The 16,652-nt window shown below is 44.5% G+C and carries 14 protein-coding genes; all 14 read left to right on the forward strand.

From position 1 onward, the window contains the following. Positions 1-11: 11 nt before the first annotated feature. The 14 genes from ilvI (at position 12) to murC (ending at position 16,652) form a co-directional block, all read left to right on the forward strand. Positions 12-1,739 carry an acetolactate synthase 3 large subunit gene (ilvI, locus tag M1E93_RS06300; protein ID WP_004921947.1) on the forward strand — a complete coding sequence of 576 codons (1,728 nt, stop codon included), beginning with the start codon at positions 12-14 and terminating at the stop codon, positions 1,737-1,739. A 2-nt stretch (positions 1,740-1,741) separates the two neighbouring features. Then, positions 1,742-2,233 (forward strand): acetolactate synthase small subunit, encoded by a 492-nt coding sequence (gene ilvN / locus M1E93_RS06305; protein ID WP_004921945.1) that lies wholly within the window; start codon positions 1,742-1,744, stop codon positions 2,231-2,233. Between the two features lie 164 nt (positions 2,234-2,397). Then, a complete protein-coding gene (gene cra, locus M1E93_RS06310; protein ID WP_004921942.1) occupies positions 2,398-3,408 on the forward strand; it encodes a catabolite repressor/activator in 1,011 nt (336 codons plus the stop codon). 698 nt (positions 3,409-4,106) lie between these two features. Beyond that, on the forward strand, positions 4,107-4,565 hold the full coding sequence (gene mraZ / locus M1E93_RS06315) for a division/cell wall cluster transcriptional repressor MraZ (RefSeq protein WP_004921936.1): 459 nt from the start codon (positions 4,107-4,109) through the stop codon (positions 4,563-4,565). Between the two features lie 2 nt (positions 4,566-4,567). Next, positions 4,568-5,518 (forward strand): 16S rRNA (cytosine(1402)-N(4))-methyltransferase RsmH, encoded by a 951-nt coding sequence (rsmH, locus tag M1E93_RS06320; protein ID WP_426207206.1) that lies wholly within the window; start codon positions 4,568-4,570, stop codon positions 5,516-5,518. 2 nt (positions 5,519-5,520) lie between these two features. Next, entirely contained in the window at positions 5,521-5,841 is a 321-nt protein-coding gene (gene ftsL, locus M1E93_RS06325) for a cell division protein FtsL (protein WP_072502443.1), read from the forward strand. A 12-nt stretch (positions 5,842-5,853) separates the two neighbouring features. Further along, positions 5,854-7,620: a peptidoglycan glycosyltransferase FtsI gene (gene ftsI / locus M1E93_RS06330; protein WP_004921927.1), complete on the forward strand. Its 1,767-nt coding sequence runs from the start codon at positions 5,854-5,856 to the stop codon at positions 7,618-7,620. Then, positions 7,607-9,094: a UDP-N-acetylmuramoyl-L-alanyl-D-glutamate--2,6-diaminopimelate ligase gene (gene murE, locus M1E93_RS06335; protein ID WP_040133347.1), complete on the forward strand. Its 1,488-nt coding sequence runs from the start codon at positions 7,607-7,609 to the stop codon at positions 9,092-9,094. The genes ftsI and murE overlap by 14 nt, the downstream gene beginning before the upstream one ends. Beyond that, positions 9,091-10,464, forward strand: coding sequence for a UDP-N-acetylmuramoyl-tripeptide--D-alanyl-D-alanine ligase (murF, locus tag M1E93_RS06340; RefSeq protein ID WP_004921921.1), 1,374 nt, complete (start codon positions 9,091-9,093; stop codon positions 10,462-10,464). The genes murE and murF overlap by 4 nt, the downstream gene beginning before the upstream one ends. Next, entirely contained in the window at positions 10,458-11,540 is a 1,083-nt protein-coding gene (mraY, locus tag M1E93_RS06345) for a phospho-N-acetylmuramoyl-pentapeptide-transferase (RefSeq protein WP_004921918.1), read from the forward strand. Before murF ends, mraY begins: the two co-directional genes overlap by 7 nt. A gap of 2 nt (positions 11,541-11,542) precedes the next feature. Beyond that, entirely contained in the window at positions 11,543-12,868 is a 1,326-nt protein-coding gene (gene murD, locus M1E93_RS06350) for a UDP-N-acetylmuramoyl-L-alanine--D-glutamate ligase (RefSeq protein ID WP_004921917.1), read from the forward strand. Further along, entirely contained in the window at positions 12,868-14,061 is a 1,194-nt protein-coding gene (gene ftsW, locus M1E93_RS06355) for a cell division protein FtsW (protein ID WP_004921913.1), read from the forward strand. Before murD ends, ftsW begins: the two co-directional genes overlap by 1 nt. Next, the gene (gene murG, locus M1E93_RS06360; RefSeq protein WP_004921911.1) at positions 14,058-15,131 is read left to right on the forward strand and encodes an undecaprenyldiphospho-muramoylpentapeptide beta-N-acetylglucosaminyltransferase; all 1,074 of its coding nucleotides are present in this window, start codon (positions 14,058-14,060) and stop codon (positions 15,129-15,131) included. Before ftsW ends, murG begins: the two co-directional genes overlap by 4 nt. Before the next feature lie 57 nt (positions 15,132-15,188). Further along, positions 15,189-16,652 carry a UDP-N-acetylmuramate--L-alanine ligase gene (murC, locus tag M1E93_RS06365; protein ID WP_036941184.1) on the forward strand — a complete coding sequence of 488 codons (1,464 nt, stop codon included), beginning with the start codon at positions 15,189-15,191 and terminating at the stop codon, positions 16,650-16,652.

The raw sequence follows: 16,652 nt of genomic DNA on the forward strand, positions 1-16,652 counted from the left end.
GGGGCAAACTCATGGAGATGTTGTCGGGAGCAGAAATGGTCGTCAAGTCTTTGATTGACCAAGGTGTAAAGCATGTATTTGGGTATCCAGGTGGTGCTGTTTTAGATATCTATGATGCACTTCATACGGTAGGTGGTATTGATCACATCCTCGTTCGCCATGAACAAGCCGCGGTTCATATGGCGGATGGTTATGCACGCTCAACAGGAGAAGTCGGGGTGATTTTAGTGACCTCGGGTCCTGGTGCGACAAATGCAATTACAGGGATTGCGACGGCATACATGGACTCTGTTCCTTTGGTTGTTTTATCAGGACAAGTAGCAAGCTCCTTGATTGGGAATGATGCATTCCAAGAGTGTGATATGGTGGGAATATCTCGCCCAATTGTAAAACACAGCTTTTTAATTAAAAAAGCCGAAGACATACCTGAAACCATTAAGAAAGCCTTCTATATCGCTGCAAGTGGTCGTCCAGGTCCTGTGGTTATCGACTTACCTAAAGATACGGTTAATCCGGCAAATAAATACCCTTACCGCTATCCTGAAGCGGTTTCTTTACGCTCTTATAACCCAACCCTTCAAGGGCACAAAGGGCAGATTAAAAAAGCGTTAACAAAATTGATTGCGGCGCAGAAACCTGTTTTCTATATCGGTGGAGGGGCAATCAACGCAAATTGTTCGGCTGAAATCATCGCATTAGCAGAAAAACTGCAACTGCCTGTTGTATCAACACTCATGGGGCTAGGGGCATTTCCAGAAACCCATCACCAGTCAGTTGGGATGCTTGGTATGCACGGTACATATGAAGCCAATAAGGTGATGCATAATTCTGATGTTATTTTTGCTGTTGGTGTGCGTTTTGATGATAGGACAACGAATAATCTTGAAAAATATTGTCCGAATGCAACAGTGATCCAAATTGATGTCGACCCAACCTCTATTTCTAAAACCGTTAATACAGATATTCCGATCGTAGGGGATGCTAAGCTGACACTTCAGCAAATGTTGAGTCAGCTCGATCAAGTTTCCACCAAACAAAATAGCCAAGCATTAAAAACATGGTGGAAAGAGATTGAAACTTGGCGAGAGAGAAAATGCCTCCGTTATGAAACCAATAGCCAAAAAGTGAAACCTCAGCAAGCGATTGAAACCATTTACCGCCTGACAAATGGTGAGGCGTATGTCACTTCTGATGTTGGGCAGCATCAAATGTTTGCCGCACTGTATTACCCATTTGATAAGCCTCGCCATTGGATTAATTCAGGGGGCTTAGGCACCATGGGCTTTGGTTTACCTGCCGCTTTGGGGGTTAAATTAGCACATCCACAATCTACGGTTATCTGTGTTACTGGCGATGGCAGTATTCAAATGAATATCCAAGAACTGTCGACCGCAATGCAATATGGTTTACCGGTGGTTGTGTTGAATCTCAATAATGGGTTTTTGGGGATGGTTAAGCAGTGGCAAGATATGATTTATCAAGGCCGCCATTCTCAATCTTATATGCAATCGCTTCCTGATTTCGTCAAACTTGCAGAAGCTTATGGTCATGTAGGTATTTCGATTCATTCCCCCGATGAACTCGAAGAAAAATTAAAACAAGCACTGGTAGAAGTGAATGAAAACCAACGCTTAGTTTTTGTGGATATTAACGTTGATGAAACTGAACATGTTTACCCAATGCAGATACGTGGTGGTGCAATGGATGAAATGTGGCTGAGTAAAACAGAGAGGACCTGATCATGCGTCGTATTTTATCCGTCTTACTAGAAAATGAATCGGGGGCACTTTCCCGTGTTATTGGGCTGTTTTCTCAACGTGGTTATAATATCGAAAGTTTAACGGTTGCACCTACCGATGACCCAACACTGTCACGTATGACCATTCAAACAAAAGGTGATGCAAAGGTGCTTGAGCAGATTGAAAAGCAACTGCATAAGTTAGTCGATGTCTTACGTGTAAGTGAACTGACGGCTTCAGCACATGTTGAACGTGAGATCATGCTAGTTAAACTGCAAGCATCGGGTTATGGCCGCGATGAAATTAAACGTTGCTCCGATATTTTCCGCGGTCAAATCGTTGATGTAACGCCTACGCTGTATACCGTTCAGCTAGCGGGAACAAGCGATAAACTGGACGCATTCATTGAAGCAGTCCGTGGCGTTGCTGAAATTGTTGAAGTTGCACGCTCAGGTATTGTTGGTGTTTCACGTGGCGATAAAATTATGCGGTGAAAAATTTATCGGCTGAAGGTAGAATACCATTGCATAGAGCCCCGATTGATTCGGGGCTTTAACCGTTGGCGGCTATTTTAGCTTGGCTACGGTTATCAGGGATTGTAAAAAATAAATAGTAAAATCAATATGTTGGTTTTATCTGATAACACAAAGAGGTTAACGTGAAACTGGATGAAATAGCCCGTTTAGCGGGGGTATCTCGCACAACGGCTAGTTATGTGATCAACGGCAAGGCCAAGCAGTATCGAGTCAGCGATAAAACTGTAGAAAAAGTGATGGCTGTTGTCAGAGAGCACAATTACCATCCAAATGCTGTAGCAGCAGGGCTACGTGCAGGGAGAACACGTTCGATTGGGCTAGTGATCCCCGATCTCGAAAACACAAGTTATACTCGCATTGCTAATTATCTTGAGCGTCAAGCACGTCAGCGTGGCTACCAACTGTTGATTGCCTGTTCAGAAGATCAGCCCGATAACGAAATTCGTTGCGTTGAGCACCTTCTACAACGCCAAGTTGATGCGATTATTGTTTCAACGGCGCTGCCACCTGAACATCCTTTTTATCAGCGTTGGGCCAACCGTTCTTTGCCGATTATTGCGTTAGATAGGGCGCTAGAACAAGAGCACTTTATTAGCGTTGTCGGGGATGACCAAGAAGATGCATTGATGCTCTCTACGGAGTTGAGGCAATTTTCCGCGGAGTCAGTCTTGTATCTTGGCGCTCTGCCAGAATTATCGGTGAGCTACCTTCGTGAACAAGGTTTTAGAAAAGGCTGGCAAGGTGATGCTCGTGAGGTCAAGTATCTCTATGCAAATAGCTATGAGCGGGCGTCAGCGGCGGAGGTCTTTGCTGACTGGTTAGATAAAGGCAATCAGATGCCTGATGCACTCTTTACAACCTCATTTTCGCTGTTACAGGGGGTGTTAGATGTTGCATTGAAGCGTGATGGTCGTCTACCTGAGCATATGGTAATTGCAACGTTTGGTGACAGTGAGTTGCTGGACTTTTTAGGTTGCCCTGTTTTATCACTTGCACAACGTCACAGAGATATTGCTGAGCGTATTTTAGAACTGGTGTTGGCAAGTTTAGATGAAAAACAAAAACCGGATGCAGGGATTACTCGTATTCGTCGTGATCTGTGCCGACGTGGTAGCCTCGGGCGCAAACAGTAAAATATCATTTAAATAATAAAAACCAGACAAAAAGTCAGGTTGAATATTAAGTGATATCGATCACGTTTATAAGTATTATGTTAGCCCCAAAGTAAATGGGGCTTTTTATTTCATGCTAAAAATAAGTAAATATTTAACTTTAGGACTATTCTTAACAAGGTAAATCTAATTTATCATTGTAAAGAAAATAAAATAAAAAAATTTGATTTAAGAAATAATTTTTAAATCAAAGAAAGCACGTAAAATTTTATTTATTGTAAAATACTGGCTATTAAAACAGTATTTTAATTATATGAAATATATGGTTTTTATTTTTCTGTGAGGCTGTTATCGATAATATTTACCTTTATTAAACATTCACGGTTATTTTGAAAGTAAAGAATCGGTTAACGATATACTGATTAAAAATGAGACATATAAAGGAAATATCATCATTTGAGTGTTTTTTCATCAGTAAAATAGAGTTTACGTAATATTTGCTCTTTTGTTGAAAATAAATGAATTATATCAATCCGTTATTCCTCATTTTATCTCCGAAGTAGATTTTACCCACTCTTATCTTTTCTGAATTGTTCTGTAAATAAAGCAAAAGCTAGGCGCGTCTGGCTTGACAACGTTTTCCTACCATTCGTAAACTTTATAAGTGGAGAATTGTGGGGTAAAGTGGGTAAATAGGAAATAAAGAGGTTTTACTGGGTATGTTTCGTGGGGCAACACTGGTAAATCTCGACAGCAAAGGGCGGCTTACCGTGCCTACCCGATATCGGGGAATGTTGAGCGAGGAATCTAAGGGGCAGATGGTTTGTACTATCGACCTCCACCAGCCATGCCTGCTGCTTTACACTTTACCTGAGTGGGAAATCATCGAAGAAAAGCTCTCTCGCCTATCAACCATGAATCCAGCAGAAAGACGTGTCCAACGACTTTTGTTGGGACATGCCAGTGAATGTCAAATGGATAGCTCAGGGCGTCTTTTGTTAGCCAGCACGCTACGTCAACATGCAGGGCTAACAAAAGAGGTCATGCTAGTAGGCCAAATAAATAAATTTGAACTTTGGGATGAACAGACTTGGTATCAGCAAGTGGAAGAGGATATTGCCGCTGAACGACAAACCCAAGAACCACTGTCAACCCGTTTACAGGATTTGTCACTATAAACATGACACAGCAACAATTTAAACATGTAACAGTACTGCTTGATGAAGCAGTAAATGGCCTAAATATTAAACCAAACGGTATTTATATTGATGGAACTTTTGGGCGTGGTGGGCATTCAAGGCTGATTTTAAGCCAGCTAAACGAGCAAGGGCGTCTGATTGCTATCGATCGTGATCCAGAGGCGATTAAAGCAGCGCAAGAAATTGATGACCCTCGCTTTATGATCAAGCATGGCCCATTTTCTGCAATTGCAGAGTATGTAGAAGAAGAAGGGCTAGTTGGCAAAATTGATGGCGTATTACTGGACTTAGGGGTGTCATCCCCCCAACTGGATGATCCTGAGCGTGGTTTTTCATTTATGCGTGATGGGCCGTTGGATATGCGTATGGATCCAACGAAAGGGCAGTCAGCCCAACAATGGCTAATGAATGCACAAGCTGATGACATCGCATGGGTTTTGAAAACTTTTGGAGAGGAACGTTTTGCAAAACGCATTGCGAAAGCCATCGTTGAGCGTAACCACAATCCAGAAGAAACACCTTTAACGAGAACTCGTGAGTTGGCTGAATTGATCGCTAAAGTCAGCCCTATCAAAGAGCGTCATAAGCACCCTGCAACGCGAAGTTTTCAAGCAATACGTATTTACATTAACAGTGAGTTGGAAGAAATAGAGCAGGCGCTTGAAGGTGCTGTCTCTGTATTAGCACCGGAAGGACGTCTTTCGGTGATCAGTTTCCATTCATTGGAAGATAGGCTAGTGAAGCGGTTTATTCGTCAAAATAGCAAAGGGCCTAGTGTTCCTGCTGGCATCCCTCTTACGGAAGCTCAAATACGGGAACTGGGTGTCGCTAAGCTGCGTGAAGTGGGCAAAATGAAGCCTTCAGACACTGAAATTGACGAAAACCCAAGGGCACGTAGTTCTGTACTGCGTTTTGCACAGAGGACACTGTAATTATGGTTCCAGAAAGGCATAGTCTTGGGAAAGTGATTGGTCGTGACCTTTTTCGTCATGGGATAATTCCTTTGATTTTGCTAGTGGCCATCATTATTAGCGCTATTTTTGTGGTCACAACTGCCCATGAAACGCGTTTGCTAACGGCAGAAAAAGACAAGCTATATGAAGAGAAAGATGCGCTGGATATTGAATGGCGTAACTTGATCTTGGAAGAAAACGCATTGGGAAGTCATAGCCGAGTTGAACGTTTATCGGTGGAAAAGTTGCAGATGGTTCATGTTGAACCTTCTCAAGAAAATATCATTGTCTCTAAGCAGTAGATAAGGTTACGAATGAAAGCACCTAAGTCAGCTAGGAATAAAAAACAGTCTGAAAATACCAGCTTTGTTAGCTGGCGTTTTGCCTTGTTGTGCGGCGGTATTCTACTGGCTTTAGTCGGGCTTTTAGTGCGTGTAGCTTATCTACAAATCATTTCGCCTGAAAAGTTAGTTAAAGAAGGGGATATGCGCTCCCTACGTGTTCAAGAGGTCTCTACAGCACGTGGCATGATAAGCGATAGGGAAGGGCGGCAACTGGCTGTTAGTGTGCCTGTTAATGCGATTTGGGCTGACCCAAAAGTGGTATTTGAAAAAGGTGGGGTGAACAATGATGAACATTGGAAAGCGCTCGCTGATGCATTGGAGATCCCACTTGAGCAGATCACCGCTAAAATTTCTGCCAATCCAAAAGGGCGCTTTGTGTACCTCGCTCGTCAAGTCAATCCTTCTATTGGCGAATACATCACGAAACTAAAATTACCCGGTATCTATTTACGCAAAGAGTCACGTCGTTACTACCCCTCAGGGCCTGTTGCAGCGCACTTAATTGGTGTGACAAATATTGATGGCGAAGGGATAGAAGGCGTCGAGAAAAGCTTTGAGCGCTGGTTAAAAGGGGAGCCAGGTGAGCGTATTGTTCGTAAAGACCGTAATGGGCGTGTGATTGAAACGGTTTCTTCCGTTGATAGCCAAGCGGCTCATAACTTAGTGCTAAGTATTGATGAACGCATTCAATCTATCGTTTATCGTGAATTAACGAAAGGTGTTCAGGAAAACAAAGCTGAATCAGGTGTTGCCATTTTAGTGGATGTGCACACGGGGGAGATTTTAGCGATGGCGAATAGCCCATCCTATAACCCGAACAATTTGGCAGGAACCCCCATGGATGCTATGCGTAACCGTGCGATCACCGATATTTTTGAACCGGGTTCAACGGTCAAGCCGCTCGTCGTTATGAGTGCATTAAATAACCGTATTGTCAAAGAAAATACCGTATTGAATACCTATCCATATCGAGTTAATGGTCATGAAATCAAAGACGTAGCTCGTTATCCTGAATTATCAATTACAGGTATTTTACAGAAGTCGAGTAACGTGGGTGTTTCAAAACTGGCGTTAGCGATGCCTGCCACAGAGCTGGTGGATGTGTATAGCCGCTTTGGGTTTGGCAAGCCGACTAATCTGGGGTTAGTCGGGGAAAGTAGTGGCATCTTTCCAAGTAAAAAAACACGGTGGTCTGATTTAGAAAGGGCCACCTTTTCTTTCGGGTATGGGCAAATGGTAACACCGTTACAGTTAGCCCGTGCCTATGCAACAATTGGTAGTTTCGGGATTTATCGCCCGCTATCGATTACTAAAGTTGACCCTCCTGTGCCGGGAACACGCGTTTTTCCTGAGCATATAATGCGCACCGTTGTGCACATGATGGAAAGTGTTGCCTTGCCGGGTGGTGGGGGAACAAGAGCCTCAATAAAAGGCTATCGTATCGCGATAAAAACAGGTACTGCGAAAAAAGTAGGGCCGGAAGGGCGCTACATTAATCAATATATTGCTTATACCGCAGGCGTCGCGCCTGCAAGTAACCCACGCTATGCCCTTGTCGTTCTTATCAATGAGCCTAAAGCGGGTAAATATTATGGTGGTGCAGTATCGGCACCCGTGTTTGGTTCAATTATGGGCGGTGTTTTACGCATGATGAACGTTGAACCTGATGCACTACAAACAGACGATAAAAACGACACAGTTCTTAACAGAAAAGAGGTTAAAAGTGGCAGATCGTAATCTTTGTGATCTTCTTTCGCCATTTGGCGTTAGCACAGCAAGTGTCTCGTTACGTGAGATGACATTAGACAGTCGTAAGGCGGCTGCCGGTGATCTGTTTATCGCAATTAAAGGCCATCAATCAGATGGTCGACACTATATTTCTCAAGCGATCGCCCAAGGGGTCGCCGCGGTGGTTGCAGAAGCGCATGGTGAAGCCGCTGAAGGTGAAATTCGTTATATTCACGGCGTTCCCGTTGTTTACCTAAATGATCTGAATAGTCGCCTATCAGCATTAGCGGGGGCATTTTATCAACATCCTGCTGAAAAAATGAAATTGGTTGGGGTGACAGGCACTAATGGTAAAACGACGACAACTCAACTGATCGCGCAGTGGGCACAAGGATTAGGTGAAACCAGTGCTGTCATGGGGACCGTAGGGAATGGTTTACTTGGGCAAGTTGCGCCGAGTGAAAACACCACAGGTTCCGCTGTGGATATTCAAGTTGAGTTGACTCAGTTATTGAAGCAGAAGGCTACATTAACCGCGATGGAAGTCTCCTCTCACGGCCTTGTGCAAGGTCGCGTAGCTGCCTTACCTTTCGATGCCGCAGTATTTACAAATTTAAGCCGTGACCATTTAGATTACCATGGTGATATGGAAAGTTATGAAGCGGCGAAATGGTTACTGTTTTCGACACATCAAACCAAAGCGCAAATTATTAATGCTGATGATGATGTGGGTCTAAAATGGTTACAGCGTTTACCGCAAGCTTGCGCCGTTTCTATGGAACAACGAATTCCTGAGCAATGGCAAGGGCCATGGTTACAAGCAACAGCGGTTGAATATCATGATCGCGGAGCAACCATTCAATTTACCTCATCATGGGGCAACGGAACGTTAGAAAGCCCATTGATGGGCGCATTTAACGTCAGCAACTTATTGTTAGCTATGGCAACACTGCTGACGATGGATTATTCGTTAGAACAGCTATTAGAGGCATCATCATCTCTTTCACCAGTATGTGGTCGAATGGAAGTGTTTAGTGCGCCAAACAAACCAACCGTGGTTGTTGATTATGCGCACACACCGGATGCACTCGAAAAAGCGTTGGCGGCAGCACGCTTACATTGTAAAGGCCAATTATGGTGTGTCTTTGGTTGCGGGGGAGACCGTGATAAAGGTAAGCGACCTTTGATGGGCGCAGCGGCAGAAGAGTGGGCGGATAAAGTCGTTATTACTGATGATAACCCGCGCAGTGAAGAGCCGTTAGATATTATCAATGACATTATGGCGGGGATCCTCGATTCAAGTCGAGTTCTTGCGATCCCAGGGCGTGCGGAAGCGGTTACCAGCTCAATCATGCAGGCAAATGCGGATGATGTGATTGTGATCGCAGGTAAAGGCCATGAAGATTATCAAATTATCGGTCATCGCCGTTTAGATTATTCAGATCGCCTAACCGTTGCAAGGCTATTGGGGGTGTTAGCATGATCCCCTTAACGTTAGCTCAACTGGCGGCCGTGACCGCTGGGCGTTTATTTAATGCTGAAGGTATTGATGCCGCTACACTGACATTAAGTGAAGTGAGTACAGATAGCCGCCAAATTGGTCAAGACTGCTTATTTATCGCCTTAAAAGGTGAGCGTTTTGATGCCCATGACTTTGCCCCTTCTGTGGTTGAAAATGGCGCTGTTGCATTACTGGTTGAGCGTGAGCTTGATGTTGATTGCCCACAGGTTATTGTGGCGAACACTCGTCTTTCTATGGGGCAACTTGCTGCATGGGTGCGCAAGCAAAGCCAAGCGAAAGTAGTCGGTTTAACAGGCTCCTCGGGGAAAACCTCTGTTAAAGAGATGACCGCATCCATTTTATCTCAGCGTGGCAAAACCCTGTATACAGCGGGTAACTTAAATAATGATATTGGTGTGCCATTAACGCTATTTCGGCTAACTCACGAATATGATTATGCCGTAATTGAAATGGGGGCGAATCATCCAAATGAAATCGCCTATACCACGAATATCGTGAAGCCTGAGAGTGCACTGGTGAATAATTTATTTGCAGCACATCTTGCCGGCTTTGGTTCACCTGAAGGTGTGGCTCGCGCAAAAGGGGAAATTTACCAAGGTCTACCTGACGAAGGTACCGCGATTGTTAACCTTGATAGTTATTCGCCACATTGGCAATTTCAACCGCGGCAAACCGTGTGGTATTACTCGCTGAAGCCACAAGACAAAGCGGATTTCTATCCATCGGATATTGAAGTTAAACAACTTTCAACAAACTTTACGTTGCATACGCCAGTTGGGCAAATTGCAATCACATTGCCTTTACCGGGGATGCATAACATTGCCAATGTCCTTGCGGCAAGTGCGCTTGCCATTTCAGTTGGCGCAACGCTGGAAGATATTCGCAATGGGTTAGCGACGACGAAAGCAGTGCCGGGGCGTTTATATCCGGTACAACTGAGTCCAACAAAAGTGGTATTGGATGACACTTATAACGCGAATGATGGCTCAATGATTGCAGCAATTAATGTTTTAGCTAAAATGCCCGGCTATCGTATTTTGATTGCAGGTGATATGGGCGAGCTTGGCGATTACGCACAAGATTGTCATCAACGCGTTGGCATTGCGGCAAAAGATGCAGGTCTGGATAAAGTACTGAGTGTGGGTACACTGAGCGAAATGATCAGTCAATTCAGTGAATGTGGTGAGCACTTTGCATTCAAAAAAGATTTATTAACCCGACTGATTCCGCTAGTCCAGCAGAATGAAGTTGTTTCTATTTTAGTTAAAGGTTCACGTAGCTCCGCGATGGAAGATGTCGTGAATGCATTAAAGGAGTGCTTTGCATGTTAGTCTGGCTTGCCGAAATATTGGTGCATCATTTTTCTGTTTTTAACGTCTTTTCTTATCTGACGTTCAGAGCCATTGTCGGTTTGCTAACGGCACTCGCTATCGCGTTATGGATGGGGCCACGTTTAATTACCTATTTACAAAAAATGCAGATTGGTCAAGTCGTTCGCGATGTAGGGCCTGAGTCTCACTTTAGTAAACGTGGCACACCTACAATGGGCGGCATACTGATTCTATTTTCAATCAGTATATCGGTGTTGTTGTGGGCGCGTTTAGATAATCCCTATGTTTGGTGTGTCCTGTTGGTATTGGTGGGATATGGCCTTGTAGGCTTCGCTGATGACTACTTAAAAGTGGTTAGAAAAAATAGCCGAGGCTTAATTGCTCGCTGGAAATATTTTTGGCAATCCGTCATTGCGCTCATTGTTGCTTTTTCAATGTATGCAGTCGGTAACGAGACGCCAGCGACACAATTAGTCGTACCTTTCTTTAAAGATGTGATGCCTCAACTGGGAATGCTTTATATTCTGCTGGCTTATTTTGTAATTGTTGGAACCAGTAATGCCGTTAACTTAACTGACGGTCTTGATGGTTTAGCAATTATGCCAACAGTATTCGTTGCGGCAGGGTTTGCTCTGGTCGCGTGGGCGACAGGTAACGTTAACTTTGCGAGTTACTTGCATATTCCGTTCTTGCCACACGCTGGTGAACTAGTGATCGTCTGTACGGCTATTGTTGGCGCGGGATTAGGTTTCCTATGGTTTAACACTTACCCAGCACAAGTCTTTATGGGTGATGTAGGTTCTTTAGCACTCGGAGGCGCTTTAGGTACTATCGCAGTTCTACTACGCCAAGAGTTTTTGTTAGTCATTATGGGTGGCGTGTTTGTTGTAGAAACATTATCAGTCATCTTACAAGTGGGTTCTTTCAAATTACGTGGTCAACGTATATTCCGTATGGCACCAATTCATCATCATTATGAGTTGAAAGGGTGGCCGGAACCACGCGTAATTGTGCGTTTTTGGATTATTTCCTTAATGCTAGTCCTGATTGGGTTAGCAACATTGAAGGTACGTTAAACATGGCTCGTATTCAGGGTAAACAGTATCAAGGTAAAAAAGTGGTGATTATCGGGTTAGGCCTAACAGGCCTATCCTGTGTGCACTTTTTCTTATCACAAGGTGTCATTCCACGTGTGATAGATACTCGTTCTGCCCCACCTGGCGTAGAGCAATTACCTAGCAATGTCGAATATCACCATGGCAGTTTAAATAACTCATGGTTACAAGAAGCTGATTTGATTGTCGCAAGTCCGGGTATTGCTCTAGCGACACCTGAGTTGCAACAGGCGGCTAATAAAGGCATTGAGATTGTTGGCGATATTGAGCTGTTTTGTCGTGAGGCTGATGCACCAATCATTGCCATTACTGGCTCTAACGGTAAAAGCACGGTGACTTCTTTAGTCGGGGAAATGGCAAAAGCCGCAGGTATCTCTGTTGGTGTGGGTGGTAATATTGGTATTCCTGCATTATCCCTACTGAACCAAGGTCACCAGCTTTATGTGCTTGAGTTATCAAGCTTCCAATTAGAAACCACATCCAGTTTACAAGCCTTAGCGGCAACCGTACTGAATGTGACAGAAGACCATATGGATCGCTATCCATTAGGGTTAGCGCAGTATCGCGACGCTAAATTACGTATTTATCATAATGCGGCGAATTGCATTGTGAACGCGCAAGACCCACTGACGTTACCACGAGATAGACGTCATGAAGCGTGTATCAGCTTTGGGGTCGATAGTGGTGATTATTATTTTGATACACAGCAGCGTTTATTAGTTGCGAAAGGGCAAGCCATCATTGATGTTGCTGATATGCATTTGACTGGGCAACACAATTACACGAATGCGCTGGCAGCGCTTGCACTGGCAGATATTGCAGGCATAGAGCGTAAGGCTTGCTTGGATGTACTGAAAAATTACGCTGGATTAATGCACCGTTTCCAACTGGTGTTATTGAACAACGGAGTACGTTGGATTAACGACTCTAAAGCGACCAATGTGGGTAGCACGGAAGCCGCACTAAATGGCTTAAAAGTGGATGGAACACTGCATCTGCTATTAGGTGGTGATGGTAAAGCTGCCGATTTTTCACCCTTAAAGCCGTATCTTGCCCAAGATAATGTGCGTGTGTACTGCTTTGGTCGTGACGGTAAAGCTCTAGCCCAATTGGAGCCTGAAAAATCTGTGCTGACGGAAACGATGGAGCAGAGCATGCGTTATTTGGCTCCACACTTAAAATCAGGCGATATGGTTTTACTGTCTCCAGCTTGTGCAAGTATCGACCAATTTAAAAACTTTGAGCAGCGAGGGATGATTTTTGCTCAGTTAGCGAAGGAGTTAGGCTGATGACTATACCAGGTGCTGTGCGCATAAAAAACTGGGTACTTGGTGAAAAGGGTGGCGTTATTGCTGGCTCAACACTCTATGACCGCACCTTGGTATGGCTGGCACTTGGCCTCGCTGCAATCGGTTTTATTATGGTGACATCGGCATCCATGCCGGTGGGGCAAAGATTGACAGAAGATCCTTTTTATTTTGCCAAGCGTGATGCCGTTTATTTAGCCATTGCCTTTGTTTTAGTGTTAGGCGTGATGCGGATCTCAATGGCAGTTTGGGAAAAATACAGCTTTGTATTGTTAATGGTCTCCCTGCTGTTATTAGCGGTAGTACTGGTTGCAGGGAGCTCTGTCAACGGGGCATCGCGTTGGATTGATATCGGTATTGTTAAAATTCAGCCGGCTGAGTTATCTAAATTAGCTCTATTTTGCTATGTATCCAGTTACTTAGTAAGAAAGTCAGAGGAAGTGAGAACACGCTTCCTTGGTTTTGTAAAACCAATGTGTATCTTGATTGTGATGTCATCATTATTGCTACTACAGCCTGACTTGGGAACCGTTATCGTACTAGTCGTCACCACCCTTGGGTTGCTCTTCCTTGCCGGAGCAAGATTGGCCCCCTTTATTATTGGGATTGCGGCGTGTGTTGTCGGGGTATTAGCACTGATTTGGTTTGAGCCTTACCGTTTGCGCCGAGTGACATCATTTTTGAATCCATGGGAAGACCCGTTTGGTAGCGGTTATCAGCTTACCCAATCATTAATGGCATTTGGTCGAGGTGAGTTAGTTGGGCAAGGGTTAGGGAACTCAGTCCAAAAACTGGAATATTTACCAGAAGCGCATACGGACTTTATTTTTTCGGTTTTAGCTGAGGAGCTTGGCTATATTGGCGTTGTGTTGGTGTTATTGATGGTATTTATGCTGGCATTTCGCGCAATGATGATAGGCCGTCGAGCTTTATTAGCTAACCAATTATTTGCTGGCTATTTAGCGTGTTCGATAGGTATTTGGTTTACCTTCCAAGCATTAGTTAATGTTGGGGCTGCTGCCGGTATGTTACCGACGAAGGGGTTAACATTGCCATTGATCAGCTATGGTGGCTCAAGCCTATTAATTATGTCTGCTGCTATTGCCGTGTTATTACGTGTCGATTTTGAAACACGTCTGCAAAAAGCGCAGGCGTTTGTAAGGAGTGTTAAATGAGTCAAGCAAAAAGGTTATTAGTCATGGCTGGTGGTACTGGGGGGCATGTATTCCCAGGTTTAGCTGTGGCCCATTATTTGCAGGCTCAAGGCTGGGAAATCCGTTGGTTAGGCACAGCCGATCGCATGGAAGCAACGTTAGTACCGCAACATGGTATTGAGATTGAATTTATACGGATATCAGGGCTTAGAGGTAAAGGCGCGTTAGCATTGGCTGCCGCGCCTTGGCGGATCTTTAAAGCGATACGCCAAGCAAAAGCCATTATCAAACAATATCAACCTGACGCTGTACTCGGTATGGGCGGATATGTTTCAGGGCCTGGTGGGATTGCGGCTTGGTTATCAGGTGTACCTGTGGTGCTACATGAACAAAATGGGATTGCAGGTTTAACGAATAAATGGTTGTCAAAAATTGCAAAACGAGTACTTCAAGCGTTCCCCGGTGCTTTTGCGGATGCGCCAATTGTTGGCAATCCAGTACGAAAAGATGTCTTAGCGCTGCCACTGCCCGAGGAGCGATTATCGGATCGCGACGGTAAAATACGCGTACTGGTTGTAGGTGGTAGTCAAGGCGCGCGTATTTTGAACCAAGTAATGCCAGAGGTTGCTGAAAAAGTAGGCAAACAGTTAAATATCTGGCATCAAGCGGGAAAAGGCAGTAAGGAAACTACAGAAGCGTTGTATAATGAACGGCTAAAAAATTCAGTTAATTCCGAGTATAAAGTTACGGAGTTTATTGATGATATGGCTCAGGCGTATGCATGGGCGGATATTGTGGTTTGCCGTTCTGGAGCGTTAACGGTCAGTGAAATTGCCGCAGCAGGGTTACCTGCGATTTTTGTGCCATTTCAGCATAAAGATCGTCAACAGTATTGGAATGCGCTTCCGCTAGAAAAGGCGGGAGCGGCAAAAATCCTTGAGCAACCACAATTTACTGCGGATAACGTTGCTAGCCTATTGGCGCAGTGGGATAGGCAAGCATTATTATCGATGGCGAAAAAAGCACGTTCTTGTGCTATCACCGACGCGACAGAGCGTGTAGCGGCAGTAATCAGTGAAGTGGCTAAATAGTTATCACCATCGATAACATGGCATAGATATAGAATTAACTAAAAGCGAAGACATACAGTGAATACACAACAGTTGGCGAAATTAAGAACATCAGTGCCAGAAATGAGAAGAGTCAGGCACATCCATTTTGTCGGTATCGGTGGTGCTGGCATGGGTGGTATCGCCGAAGTGTTGGCAAATGAAGGTTACCAAATTAGTGGTTCTGATTTAGCGCCAAATGCCGTTACTCAGCAACTCACGGCTTTAGGTGCAACTATTTATTTTAATCACCGTCCTGAGAATGTTGAAGATGCGAGCGTAGTCGTTGTTTCGACTGCAATTTCAGCGGACAACCCTGAAATCCAAGCGGCGCATGAATTACGTATTCCTGTTATCCGCCGCGCTGAAATGTTGGCGGAATTAATGCGTTATCGTCATGGTATTGCAGTGGCAGGTACACACGGTAAAACTACGACAACAGCGATGATTTCAGGGATCTATGCGCAAGCGGGCTTAGATCCTACATTTGTTAACGGCGGTCTAGTGAAATCCGCGGGGACTCATGCCCGTTTAGGTAGTAGCCGTTATTTAATCGCAGAAGCTGATGAAAGTGACGCCTCTTTCTTACATTTGCAGCCTTTAGTTGCGGTGGTTACTAACATTGAAGCGGACCATATGGATACTTACCAAGGTAACTTTGAAACCTTGAAAGATACGTTCATCAACTTCCTGCATAACTTACCATTTTATGGTCGTGCGGTGATGTGTATTGATGATCCTGTGATCCGTTCATTATTACCGCGAGTCAGTCGTTATGTGACGACGTATGGCTTTAGTGAAGATGCCGATGTACGCATCGTCAAATATGAGCAAAAAGGTAATCAAGGCTTCTTTACTATTGCCCGTGAAAATATGCCGGAACTGACCGTAGTGCTGAATGCACCGGGGCGACATAACGCTCTGAATGCAACAGCGGCTGTCGCCGTGGCGACGGAAGAAGGCATTGATGATCAGCATATCTTGTCTGCACTGGTTGAGTTCCAAGGTACAGGGCGTCGTTTTGATTTTCTCGGAAACTATTCACTACGTCATGTGAATGGTAAAGAAGGCGAAGTGATGCTGGTGGATGATTATGGTCACCATCCAACAGAGGTTGACGCGACAATAAAAGCGGCAAGAGCCGGATGGCCAGACAAACGAATTGTGATGGTGTTTCAGCCACACCGTTATTCACGTACTCGTGACCTATATGATGACTTTGCCCATGTCCTCAGCCAAGTAGATGTATTGCTGATGCTAGAGGTTTATCCTGCGGGAGAGAAGCCTGTGCCGGGGGCGGATAGTCGTTCATTATGTCGGACGATACGCGGTCGTGGTCAGCTTGATCCAATTTATGTGGCAGAGCCTGAACAAGTTGCACAAATTTTAGCTCAAGCACTTGAAGATAATGACTTAATTTTAGTTCAAGGTGCTGGGAATATTGGTAAAATAGCGCGTAATCTTGCTGAAACAAAATTACAGCCACCCATGGTAGAGGAGTGA

The sequence above is a fragment of the Providencia sp. PROV272 genome, assembly GCF_049901975.1.
Taxonomy (GTDB): Bacteria; Pseudomonadota; Gammaproteobacteria; order Enterobacterales; family Enterobacteriaceae; genus Providencia; species Providencia stuartii.